The sequence below is a fragment of the Pseudomonas sp. BF-RE-25 genome (assembly GCF_019956105.1).
In the GTDB taxonomy this organism is placed as follows: Bacteria; Pseudomonadota; Gammaproteobacteria; order Pseudomonadales; family Pseudomonadaceae; genus Aquipseudomonas; species Aquipseudomonas migulae.
Genome location: NZ_JAHBDB010000044.1, coordinates 73,812 through 85,951, shown reverse-complemented (window position 1 = coordinate 85,951; position 12,140 = coordinate 73,812). Strand labels below are relative to the sequence as shown.

10 protein-coding genes are annotated in these 12,140 nt (G+C 60.5%); 4 read left to right on the top strand and 6 right to left on the bottom strand.

Features of this window, described 5'->3' with window-relative positions:
- Positions 1-3 precede the first annotated feature (3 nt).
- From KGB24_RS19890 to KGB24_RS19880, 3 genes are all read right to left on the bottom strand, one after another.
- Positions 4-945: a rhodanese-related sulfurtransferase gene (locus KGB24_RS19890; RefSeq protein ID WP_008035679.1), complete on the bottom strand. Its 942-nt coding sequence runs from the start codon at positions 943-945 to the stop codon at positions 4-6.
- 252 nt (positions 946-1,197) lie between these two features.
- Positions 1,198-1,494 carry a BolA family protein gene (locus KGB24_RS19885; RefSeq protein WP_008035680.1) on the bottom strand — a complete coding sequence of 99 codons (297 nt, stop codon included), beginning with the start codon at positions 1,492-1,494 and terminating at the stop codon, positions 1,198-1,200.
- Between the two features lie 12 nt (positions 1,495-1,506).
- A complete protein-coding gene (locus KGB24_RS19880; protein ID WP_008035681.1) occupies positions 1,507-2,037 on the bottom strand; it encodes a DUF2059 domain-containing protein in 531 nt (176 codons plus the stop codon).
- A 192-nt stretch (positions 2,038-2,229) separates the two neighbouring features.
- Here KGB24_RS19880 and KGB24_RS19875 point away from each other — a divergent pair, with 192 nt between their 5' ends.
- Complete coding sequence (locus KGB24_RS19875) at positions 2,230-3,624, top strand: class II fumarate hydratase (protein ID WP_223416138.1); 1,395 nt, start codon at positions 2,230-2,232, stop codon at positions 3,622-3,624.
- Between the two features lie 131 nt (positions 3,625-3,755).
- Here the strand turns inward: KGB24_RS19875 and KGB24_RS19870 are convergent, their stop codons facing one another.
- On the bottom strand, positions 3,756-4,715 hold the full coding sequence (locus KGB24_RS19870) for a DMT family transporter (protein WP_223416137.1): 960 nt from the start codon (positions 4,713-4,715) through the stop codon (positions 3,756-3,758).
- A gap of 210 nt (positions 4,716-4,925) precedes the next feature.
- Between KGB24_RS19870 and KGB24_RS19865 the strand changes: the two genes are divergently transcribed.
- The gene (locus KGB24_RS19865) at positions 4,926-5,120 is read left to right on the top strand and encodes a DUF6316 family protein (protein ID WP_223416136.1); all 195 of its coding nucleotides are present in this window, start codon (positions 4,926-4,928) and stop codon (positions 5,118-5,120) included.
- A gap of 121 nt (positions 5,121-5,241) precedes the next feature.
- Here KGB24_RS19865 and KGB24_RS19860 read toward each other — a convergent pair whose 3' ends face one another.
- Both KGB24_RS19860 and pap read right to left on the bottom strand, forming a co-directional pair.
- Positions 5,242-6,426, bottom strand: a complete 1,185-nt coding sequence (locus KGB24_RS19860; RefSeq protein ID WP_192227884.1) for a thiolase family protein — start codon at positions 6,424-6,426, stop codon at positions 5,242-5,244.
- A gap of 101 nt (positions 6,427-6,527) precedes the next feature.
- Positions 6,528-8,051: a polyphosphate:AMP phosphotransferase gene (pap, locus tag KGB24_RS19855; protein WP_008035689.1), complete on the bottom strand. Its 1,524-nt coding sequence runs from the start codon at positions 8,049-8,051 to the stop codon at positions 6,528-6,530.
- A 160-nt stretch (positions 8,052-8,211) separates the two neighbouring features.
- On the opposite strand from pap, the gene mnmC reads away from it, so the two are divergent.
- Entirely contained in the window at positions 8,212-10,191 is a 1,980-nt protein-coding gene (mnmC, locus tag KGB24_RS19850) for a bifunctional tRNA (5-methylaminomethyl-2-thiouridine)(34)-methyltransferase MnmD/FAD-dependent 5-carboxymethylaminomethyl-2-thiouridine(34) oxidoreductase MnmC (protein ID WP_223416135.1), read from the top strand.
- A gap of 176 nt (positions 10,192-10,367) precedes the next feature.
- On the top strand, positions 10,368-12,140 hold the full coding sequence (locus KGB24_RS19845) for an N-acetylglutaminylglutamine amidotransferase (protein ID WP_223416134.1): 1,773 nt from the start codon (positions 10,368-10,370) through the stop codon (positions 12,138-12,140).

Sequence of the window (12,140 nt, the reverse complement as noted above, 5' to 3'; positions counted from 1 at the left end):
GGTTCAAGCCTCGGAAGGGGTTTGCTTGTAGTTGTAGCCGATCGGGTGCGGCATGTTGCGAGCCTTGGCCAGTTCGATCTGCTTCTGCCGATCGATGGCACTGCGACGGGTCTTCTCGCTCAGCTTATCCCAGCAATGCGGGCAGCTGATGCCGGCCACATAGTGCTCGGACGCGCGGTCTTCAACACTAACCGGTGTACGACAGGCGTGACATTGATCGTAGTCACCTTCACTGAGGTCATGACGAACGGTCACGCGGTTATCGAACACGAAGCAGTCGCCCTGCCATTTGGTTTCTTCCTGCGGCACCTCTTCGAGGTACTTCAGAATGCCGCCCTTGAGGTGGTAAACCTCATCGAAACCCTGGCTGAGCATGTAGCTCGAAGCCTTTTCACAACGAATGCCGCCGGTGCAGAACATCGCGACTTTCTTATGCACGGCCGGGTCGAAGTTGGCTTTGATGTAGTCGGGGAATTCGCGAAAACTGGTGGTTTTCGGATCGATGGCGCCTTCGAAGGTGCCGATCGAGACTTCGTAATCGTTGCGAGTGTCGATCAACAGTACTTCCGGATCGCTGATCAGCGCGTTCCAGTTCTCTGGATCAACGTAGGTGCCGACCTTTTTGTTCGGGTCCACGCCTTCGACGCCGAGGGTGACGATTTCTTTCTTGAGTTTGACTTTGGTGCGATAGAACGGCTGATCGTCGCAGTACGACTCTTTGTGGTCGATGTCGTCCATGCGCGGGTCGTTCTTGAGCCAGGCCATCAGCCCGTCGATGCCTTCGCGGCTGCCGGACACGGTGCCGTTGATGCCTTCTTCGGCGATCAGCAGCGTGCCTTTGATGCCGTTGTCGACCATGGCCTGCAGCAGCGGCTCGCGCAGGTCGACGTAGTTTTCCAGGGTGACGAACTTATACAGTGCCGCCACGACAATCTGTTGTGTCATGGGTGATTCTCCAGGTGGCTACCCTCGTAAGGGGTGAACCGGATGCGAAAAAAAACGCGCCGGGTAAGCGGCGCGTTGCGGATTCTAGCAAAAATTGTGGGAGCCGGCTTAATGTCGACTAGCCACACCTCTCTGTAGGAGCCGGCTTGCTGGCGATAGCGTCCGATCAGCCAGCAAAGATGTCGACTGATCCACCGTCATCGCCAGCAAGCCGGCTCCTACAAAGGGCAGCGCCGAAGATGGCGCATTTGTTTAGTGCGAGCCGCCAGCACAGGTCGGCGAGGCCGGAGCCGTGTCGATCTGTGCCCATTCCTCAGGCGTGTAGGTATGCAGCGCCAACGCATGGAACTCGCCCATCAGCTCGCCGAGCGTGCCGTAGACTTTCTGGTGACGCTTGACGCGGTTGAGCCCTTCGAACTGCTGGCTGACCACCACGGCCTTGTAATGGGTCTGCAACCCACGACTGTGCATATGGCTTTCATCCAGCACTTGCAGGTGCTCGGGCTGTAACAGGCCCAGCGTCGATTCGATGCGTTGTTGCATGGTCATACCGAACTCCGCTTAAGGCTTTTTCTTGGCAGCAGGTGCAGCGGCGTTAGCCTTAGGGTCCAGCTCGTTGGTCATGTCAGCCAACAGCTTGTTGACCACTGGCACGGCGCTTTCGAGCTTGGCCTGGGTCATCTGGGCCGATTGCTGGGTCAGCTGCGGCATTTTTTCCAGGACTTTCTTGCCCAGTGGCGACTGGTAGAACGCGACCAGGTCCTTGAGCTCGGATTCGCTGAAGTTGGAGGTGTACAGCTTGACCATGTCCGGCTTCAGCTTGTTCCAGCCAATGGCTTGGTCCAGAGCGGCGTTGGCTTTGGCCTGGTAGGTTTCCAGCAAGGCTTTTTTCGATTCAGGGGCTTTGGTCTGTTCAAAGCGCTGAGCGAACATTTGCTGCACTTGCATGTACACCGGAGTGCCCAATTTGTCAGCGTGCGCCAGGGTCAGGAAAGCTTCGGCACTGGCGTTGTGGCTGGCGGTATCGGCAAAAACAGGGCCGCTGGCGCAAACCAGTGCAACCGCGGTACAGATGGCACGAAGACGAGTCATCGAGTTTCCTTTTCTAGCAGGCGAGGTAAAACCCCAAGGGCGTCCATTCTGCGCCTAAAAAAGTGTGTCGCTCAACCCCAAGCCTTGTCGTGCCTGAATTAGAGGGGTTGAATGGTCAAAATACTGACCGATGGAACCACGGCCGGCGATCACGGCCTAAACTGCGCTATCAGACTGACAGGAGTGTGCATGATGAGCCGTATCGAAACCGACAGCCTTGGCCAGGTGGAAGTGCCGGATGAGGCCTACTGGGGCGCTCAGACGCAACGCTCGCTGATTAACTTCGCCATCGGCAACGAGCGCATGCCGCTGGCGGTGCTGCATGGGCTGGCGCTGATCAAGAAAGCCGCGGCGCGGGTCAATGACCGCAACGGCGACCTGCCCGCCGACATCGCCCGGCTGATCGAACAGGCCGCCGACGAAGTGCTCGACGGCAAACACGACGACCAGTTCCCGCTGGTGGTCTGGCAGACCGGCAGCGGCACCCAGAGCAACATGAACGTCAACGAAGTGATCGCCGGGCGCGCCAACGAACTGGCCGGCAACCCGCGCGGCGGCAAGGTGCCGGTGCACCCCAACGATCACGTCAACCGCTCGCAGAGCTCCAACGACTGCTTCCCCACCGCGATGCACATCGCCGCCGCGCAGGCGGTGCAGAACCATTTGCTGCCGGCGATCAGCGAACTGTCGGGCGGTCTGGCCGAGCTGTCCGCGCGACACATGAAGCTGGTGAAGACCGGCCGCACCCACATGATGGATGCGACGCCGATCACCTTCGGCCAGGAACTCTCGGCGTTCATCGCACAACTGGATTACGCCGAACGGGCGATCCGCAGCGCCCTGCCCGATGTGTGTGAACTGGCCCAGGGCGGCACCGCCGTCGGCACCGGGCTGAATTCGCCGCACGGTTTTGGCGAAGCGATTGCCTCCGAGCTGGCTGCGCTCTCCGGCCTGCCGTTTGTCACCGCACCGAACAAATTCGCCGCATTGGCAGGGCATGAACCGCTGACCACGCTGTCCGGCGCACTGAAAACCCTCGCCGTGACCCTGATGAAAATCGCCAACGACCTGCGCTTGCTGGGTTCCGGGCCACGTGCCGGTTTCGCCGAAGTGAAATTGCCGGCCAACGAACCCGGCAGTTCGATCATGCCCGGCAAGGTCAACCCGACTCAGTGCGAAGCCCTGTCGATGCTCGCATGCCAGGTGTTGGGCAACGACGTGGCCATCGGTTTCGCCGCGAGTCAGGGGCATCTGCAACTGAACGTGTTCAAACCGGTGATCATCCACAACCTGCTGCAATCGATCCGATTGCTGGGCGATGGCTGCAGCAACTTCCAGCAGCATTGCATCGCCGGCCTGGAGCCGGATGCCGAGAAAATGGCCGAGCATCTGGAGCGTGGGTTGATGCTGGTGACGGCGCTGAACCCGCATATCGGTTACGACAAGTCGGCGGAAATTGCCAAGAAAGCCTATGCCGAAGGGCTGACGTTGCGGGAGGCGGCGTTGCAATTGGGGTATCTGACCGATGAACAGTTTGATGCGTGGGTGAGGCCGGAGAATATGCTGGAGGCTGGGGCCAAGGGCTGAGTATTGCGGTGACTGTTAGTCAGTCTTCGCGGGCAAGCCTCGCTCCTACAGGGTTTGTGTCGTTCGCAGATTTTGTGATCGACACAAACCCTGTAGGAGCGAGGCTTGCCCGCGAAGAACGATAACGCGGTCTAACTGGCCGCCATCCGAACCTTCCGCGCCTTGAGCCCCGCAATCAACGAAGGCCCCAACGCCACCAGCGCCGACCCCAGCACCACCAGCACTGCCCCGCCATACCCCAGGCCATTGATCGTTTCGGCATGCACATACTCCGGCCATAACCAGGCCGCCATGGCCACCGCCCCGAACGTCACCAACGGCGTGATCGCCAGCGTCGCGCTCACCCGCGAGGCTTCCCAGTGCGCCAGCGCTTCGGCAAATGCGCCATACGCAATCAGGGTGTTCATGCAGCACGCCAGCAACAGCCAGCCTTGCAGCGGATTCAGTTGCAGCGCTTCCAGCGGGTGCACCCACGGGGTCAGCAACAACCCGCAGAACAGGTAAATCACCATCATCACCTGCAACGAATTCCACACCGTCAGCAACTGCTTCTGCCCCAGGGCATAGAACGTCCAGACCGTGGACGCCAACAACACCAGCAGCACACCCGCCGTGTAGTCGCTCAGCGAGGTGAACAACTCAACCAGACGCTGGTTGAAAAACAGTCCGAAACCAATCAGCAACACCAGCAGGCCAATCCCCTGCCCCACGCTGAAGCGCTCCTTGAACACAAACAGGCTGGCGATCAGCAACATGATCGGGCCCATCTGCACCACCAATTGCGCGGTGCCGGGGCTGAGCAGATTCAAGCCCATCAAGTACAGGATGTAGTTGCCCACCAGACCGAGCACCGCCATCACCACCAGCCAGCCACCGCGCGGGCCGAGCGCTTTGCGGCTCGGCAGGCGTCGGGTCGCTGCCAGGTAAATGAACAGGCAGCCGCCGGACACCATCAGGCGAAACCAGGTCACCGTGACCGGGTCCATCACCAGCAGCACTTGCTTGAGTTTGATCGGCAGGATTCCCCACAAAAATGCAGTCAACAAGGCCAGGAACAGACCATAAACCCAGCGCCCCGATGAAATGTGCATGCGTACCTCAAAGCCAGATGGCAAGAACCGTCATTCTAGGCTCAGCGGTGCCTGGTACACAGGGACAGTTGGCTGCCGGACGCAAATGAAACTGTGCGGGTCGCAGCAATAAATTGGCGATATGCCGCTGATCGGCTGGCCAGGCGTTGCAAGTGGTTCATGCATAAGCTCATTGGATCCGCCAACAGCAACCCCCTTCAGGAGACCGCCATGTACGGCATGCGCGCCCAGGACAACGCCCCCGCCATGCACTTTCGCAGTGACCGGATGTGTCGGGTGAATGGAGAGTTGTATTTCAGCACCCGGGAAAACACCCTGGAGGGGCCGTTTGAAAACCCGGAGGCGGCTGCGCGGGAGATTGCGGCTTACATCGCGCGGATGCAGCTTTTGAGCGCCTGTCGATAGACCGAGGCGCTGCCATCGCGAGCAGGCTCGCTCCCACAGTGGATCAATGTCGCACACCTGATCCCTGTGGGAGCGAGCCTGCTCGCGATGGCGATGTAATAATCACCACAAACTTTAAGGCTTAACGCACCGCTTCAAACAACCCGGTCGCGCCCATCCCGCCACCCACGCACATGGTGACGATGCCGTACCGCAAATTACGTCGCTGCAACTCCCGCACAAGATGCCCGACCTGACGCGACCCGGTCATGCCAAACGGGTGCCCGATGGAAATCGAGCCGCCATTGACGTTGTACTTCTCGTTATCGATCCCCAGTCGATTACGGCTGTACAGGCATTGCGAGGCGAACGCTTCGTTGAGTTCCCACAGGTCAATGTCGGCCACCTGCAAACCCTTGGCCTTGAGCAGCTTCGGCACCGAAAACACCGGGCCGATGCCCATTTCATCCGGTTCGCAGCCCGCCACGGTGAAACCACGGAAGAACGCCTTCGGCTTCAGCCCCAGTTCCAGCGCTTTTTCCAGGCTCATCACCAGGGTCATGGACGCACCGTCGGACAGCTGCGACGAGTTGCCCGCCGTCACCGAACCGTCTTCGGCAAACACCGGTTTCAACCCGGCCAGACTTTCCAGGGTCGTGTCCGGACGGTTGCAGTCGTCGCGGTCAACGACGCCATCGAGGATCTGCACCTGCCCGGTGGCCTTGTCTTCAACCCGATACTTCACCGCCATCGGCACGATTTCGTCGTCGAACAACCCGGCGGCCTGCGCCTGAGCAGTGCGCTGCTGACTTTGCAGGGCGTACAGATCCTGTTCTTCGCGGCTGACGTTGTAACGACGCGCAACGATTTCGGCGGTCTGGCCCATGGGGAAGTAGATGCCCGGCACCTGTTCTTTCAGCAGTGGGTTGATCAGGTTGTCGGTGTTGACGCTTTTCATGGTCAGGCTGATGGATTCGACACCACCGGCGACGATGATGTCGCTGCAGCCCGAAGCGATCTGGTTCGCAGCGATGGCAATCGCCTGCAAGCCCGATGAGCAGAAACGGTTGAGGGTCATGCCGGCGGTGCCGGTGCCCAGGCGCGACAGCACCGCAACGTTGCGACCGATGTTGTAGCCCTGGGCGCCTTCGTTGGAGCCGGCGCCGACGATGCAATCCTCGACGCTGGCCGGGTCGATGCCCGAGCGCGCCAGCAGTGCATTGACGCAGTGGGCCGCCATGTCGTCCGGACGGGTCTGGTTGAACTTGCCGCGAAAGGACTTGGCCAGGCCGGTCCGCACGCTGTCGACGATCACCACTTCACGCATGGCATACCTCATTATTGTTGTCGGTTGAGAGTGGATCGAGCATAAGTCCAGCCGTGACCGGTCGCGACAATCATTCACCCCGCGTATGCGTCACCATCGGTTCAAGTCTTGGGCTTTTTCAGTTTCTTTTCATGCTTGTCGGACTTTTCGAATGCTGCTTCCAGCGCCTGGTTGAGCGTGCGCAAAACCTTGACCCGGGCCCAGCGCTTGTCGTTGGCTTCCACCAGCGTCCAGGGGGAAATTTCGGTGCTGGTACGGTCGACCATGTCGCCGACCGCGGCGCGATAGGCCTCCCACTTATCCCGGTTGCGCCAGTCATCTTCGGTAATTTTGAAGCGCTTGAAGGGGATCTGTTCGCGCTCTTCGAAGCGCTCCAGTTGCGTCTGTTTGTCGATGGCCAGCCAGAACTTGACCACGATCACTCCGGCATCGGCGATCTGCTCTTCGAAGTCGTTGATTTCACCGTAGGCGCGCAGCCAGTCGGCCGGGCTGCAAAAGCCTTCGATACGCTCCACCAGCACCCGGCCATACCAGGAACGGTCGAACACGGTGAATTTGGCCCGCGCCGGAATATGTCGCCAGAATCGCCACAGGTACGGATGCGCCCGCTCCTCTTCGGTGGGCGCAGCAATCGGCACGATGCTGTATTGCCGAGGATCGAGCGCGGCGGCCACCCGGCGGATCGCCCCGCCCTTGCCGGCCGCGTCGTTGCCTTCGAACACGGCGATCAAGGCGTGGCGGCGCATGCGTTTGTCGCGCATCAACCCGGAAAAACGCGCCTGCTCGGTGATCAGTTGCTCTTCGTAGTCTTCCTTTTCCAGGTGTTGGTTCAGGTCGAGGCTGTCGAGCAGGTTCACCAGATCGACACTGCTGGCCAATGGCGCGGCGCTGACTTTATCCGGGTGAATCTTCGGCCGTTTCAACGCGCCTTGCAGGCCTTCAAGCAGAATCTTGCCGACCGCCAGGCTTCGATAGCGCGGGTCCATCCCGGCGATCACATGCCACGGCGCATAGTCGCGGCTGGTGCGGCGCAGAATGCGTTCGCCATACTTGACGAACTTGTCGTAAGTCTCCGATTGCTGCCAGTCCAGCGGACTGATGCGCCAGCTGTGCAGCGGGTCGTCGGCCAGGGCCTTGAGGCGGTCCTTCATTTGCTTCTTGGAAAGGTGGAACCAGAACTTGAAGATCAGCGCGCCTTCGTCGCACAACATCTTTTCCAGGCGTTCGGCACCATTGATGCTCTGATCGAACCGGGGTTCCTTGATCACGCCATGAACCCGGGCCTGCAACATCTGGCTGTACCAGTTACCAAAGAAGATGCCCATGCGGCCCTTGGCCGGAAGCATCCGCCAGTAACGCCAGGCCGGTGGTCGCGCCAGTTCTTCGTCGGTCTGCTGATCGAACGTGCGGACCTCGATCAGGCGCGGGTCCATCCACTCGTTGAGCAGCTTCACGGTCTCGCCCTTGCCGGCGCCTTCGATACCGTTGATCAAAATGATCACCGGAAAGCGTTTTTGCTGCTGAAGTTCGAACTGCGCCTCGAGCAACGCTTCACGCAGCGCCGGCACTTCGGCTTCATAGGTTTCTTTGTCGATGACGTGACCGATTTCAGCAGATTCGAACATGGGACGGCTCCTTCCAGGATTGAACAAGACTAGCGGATTGACCTCTCCTGCGTGGGAGAAATCCCATTTTCACTGCCTGACCCGATCCGGACGTTGCCATGGATCAAGCAGCTACTCGACGATCGGCTAGAATGGTCGCCTTGCCGTTGCCGAGCCTGCCATGAAACCTGTACTGCCCCACGCCCAGCTCGACTGGGACGACCAAGGTCTCCCGCGCTCGCGGGTGTTCGATGATGTGTATTTTTCCAACCTCTCCGGGCTGGACGAAACCCGTTACGTCTTCCTCGAACAGAATGCGTTGCGTGAGCGTTTCGCGGCGTTGCCGGTGGACGGGAAACTGGTGATTGGCGAGACCGGTTTTGGTACCGGGTTGAATTTCCTGTGTGCCTGGCAGCTGTTCGAGCAGCACGCGGTGGCCGGTGCGCGGTTGCATTTTGTCAGTGTCGAAAAGTACCCGCTGAGCCTGCCCGACCTGCAGCGGGCGCTGGCCTTGTGGCCGGAGCTCAAACCGTTTGCCGATCAACTGTTGGCGCAATACGTGGCAATCCATCAAGGTTTTCAGCGCCTGATCCTGGACCACGGACGCATCACCCTGACGCTGCTGATCGGCGATGTGCTGGAACAGTTGCCACAGCTGGACGCGCAGATCGATGCCTGGTTTCTCGACGGTTTCGCCCCGGCGAAAAACCCCGACATGTGGACCGCCGAACTGTTTGTCGAGCTTGCCCGACTCGCGGCGCCCGGCTCGACGATCAGCACCTTCACCAGCACCGGTTGGGTGCGCCGTCTGTTGAATGCCGCAGGCTTCAAGATGAAACGCACGCCCGGCATCGGCCACAAATGGGAAATCCTGCGCGGGGTGTTTCTCGGTTGGCCGGAGGAAGTCACGAAGCCCGTCATGGTAAAACCGTGGTTTGCGCGTCCGGCCCCCCTGACCGGCGAACGTCGTGCCCTGGTGATCGGCGCCGGCCTCGCCGGTTGCGCGACAGCCGCCAGCCTCGCGGCGCGGGGTTGGCAAGTCAGTCTGCTGGAGCGTCACGGGGCACTGGCGCAGGAAGCCTCGGGCAATCCTCAAGGGGTTTTGTACCTCAAGCTTTCCGCCCATGGCACCGCATTGTCGCAATTGATCGTCAGCGGGTTCGGCCACACCCGCCGCTTGCTTGAGCAGTTGCATCGAGGTCTCGACTGGGACGACTGCGGCGTGCTGCAACTGGCCTTCAATGCCAAGGAAGCGGAGCGTCAGGCGCAATTGGCCGCAGCGTTTCCCGAGGACTTGCTGCACACGCTCGATCAAGCGCAGGCCGAAATCCGCGCCGGCATCGCGCTGCAATCGGGTGGCCTGTTCTACCCCGAAGGCGGCTGGGTACACCCTCCCGCCCTGTGCCAATGGCAAGCGGCGCACCCGAACATACAGATCCTGACGCATCACGATGTGCTGGAGTTGCGCCGAGCGCAAGGACACTGGCAAGCCCTAGAGGGCGAAACCGTGCTGGCCGAGGCCCCGGTGGTGGTACTGGCTGGCGCTGCCGAGATCAAGCGTTTCACTTACAGCAGCGAGCTGCCGCTCAAACGCATTCGTGGGCAAATCACTCGCCTGCCACAGACGACTGAAAGTCAGGCACTGAGCACCGTCGTCTGCGCCGAAGGTTATGTCGCGCCAGCTCGTTTGGGCGAACACACCCTGGGCGCCAGTTTCGATTTCAACTCCGATGACCTGACCCCAACCGCTGCCGAACATGCAGGCAATCTGCAAATGCTTGAGGAAATTTCGGTAGACCTGGTCGCTCGGCTCGGCGCAAATGCATTGCAACCTGATGCACTTGAAGGCCGCGCAGCGTTTCGCTGCACCAGCCCGGACTACTTGCCGATTGTCGGCCCACTGGCCGACGGTCAGGCGTTCGCCGATGCCTACAGCGCCTTGAGCAAGGATGCCCGGCAAACACCAGACATCCCTTGCCCATGGCTGGACGGCTTGTATGTCAACAGCGGCCACGGTTCCCGAGGTTTGATCACCGCACCGTTGTCAGGCGAGTTGCTGGCGGCGTGGCTGGATAACGAACCGCTGCCATTGCCAAGGGCCGTGGCCGAGGCGTGTCATCCGAACCGCTTCGCCTTGCGCCGTTTGATTCGCGGCAAATGAGGCACCTGGCTGCCGGGCATACAAGGTTTTGTACTTAAAGCCTTGGCACGCACCCAGCACCTTTATTACTTATCGATCTAAAACTCCCACGATCCCACCGGGTCAGTTTCTGAGTACCTGCCCTTTGGGCGCGGTATCGATTGACCCTCCCCAACGGAAAAACCGGTAAGGACTTTATGTGCGGATTAGCTGGCGAGTTACGCTTTGATCATCAACCTGCGGACCTTGCAGCCGTTGAACGAATCACCCATCACCTGGCGCCTCGCGGCCCTGACGCGTGGGGCTTTCACAGCCAGGGGCCGATTGCCCTTGGCCATCGTCGCCTGAAAATCATGGACCTGTCGGACGGCTCGGCGCAGCCGATGGTCGACCATCAATTGGGCCTGTCCCTGGCCTTCAACGGCGCGATCTACAACTTCCCGGAACTGCGCACCGAGCTCGAAAGCCTCGGTTACGCCTTCTATTCCGGCGGCGACACCGAAGTGCTGCTCAAGGGCTACCACGCCTGGGGCGAAGCGCTGTTACCCAAACTCAACGGCATGTTTGCCTTCGCTATCTGGGAGCGTGACGCCAAGCGCCTGTTCATCGCCCGTGACCGTCTCGGCGTGAAGCCGCTGTACCTGTCGCGCACCGGCAAGCGCCTGCGCTTTGCTTCTGCGCTGCCGGCGTTGCTCAAGGGCGGCGACATCAATCCGATCCTCGATCCGGTGGCGCTCAATCATTATCTGAACTTCCACGCGGTGGTCCCGGCGCCGCGCACCTTGCTGGCCGGCATCGAAAAGCTGCCGCCCGCCACCTGGATGCGCATCGAAGCAGACGGCACAACCGAGCAGAAAACCTGGTGGACCCTGCCCTACGGCCCACACGAGGATGAGAAGAATCTGACCCTCGAAGACTGGCGCGACCGCGTACTCGACAGCACCCGCGATGCGGTGGCGATTCGTCAACGGGCAGCGGTGGACGTCGGCGTGTTGCTGTCGGGCGGCGTCGATTCGAGCATGCTCGTCGGGCTGTTGCGGGAGGTCGGCGTGGAAAACCTGTCGACCTTCTCCATCGGTTTCCAGGATGCCGGTGGCGAGCGCGGTGACGAGTTCCAGTATTCGGACCTGATCGCCAGGCATTACGGCACCCAACATCATCAACTGCGCATCGACGAACAAGAGATCATCGAGCAACTGCCCGCCGCCTTCCGCGCGATGAGCGAGCCGATGGTCAGTCATGACTGCATCGCGTTCTATCTGTTGTCCCGCGAAGTGGCCAAGCATTGCAAAGTGGTGCAAAGCGGCCAGGGGGCGGACGAATTGTTCGCCGGGTATCACTGGTATCCGCAGGTCGATGGCGCGGCCGATCCGTACGCGGCGTACCGCGATGCGTTTTTCGATCGCAGCTACGAGGATTACGCCGCCACCGTACAGCCGAAATGGCTGACCGCGCATGACGCCGCCGGCGACTTCGTGAAGGAACATTTCGCACAACCCGGTGCCGATGCGGCGGTGGACAAAGCCTTGCGTCTGGACAGCACGGTGATGCTGGTGGATGACCCGGTCAAACGCGTCGACAACATGACCATGGCCTGGGGCCTGGAGGCGCGCACGCCGTTTCTCGACTATCGCCTGGTGGAATTGTCAGCCCGGGTGCCGGGCAAATTCAAACTGCCGGACGGCGGCAAACAAGTGCTGAAAGAAGCGGCACGACTGGTGATTCCGAGCGAAGTCATCGACCGTAAAAAGGGTTACTTCCCGGTGCCGGGGCTCAAGCATTTGCAGGGTGACACGCTGAACTGGGTGCGCGAATTGCTGCTGGACCCGAGTCAGGATCGTGGCCTGTTCAACCCGGCGATGCTCGACCGTTTGCTGACCGATCCACAAGGCCAGTTGACCCCGTTGCGCGGCTCGAAGCTGTGGCAATTGGCAGCGCTGAACCTGTGGCTCAGTGAACAAGGAATCTGA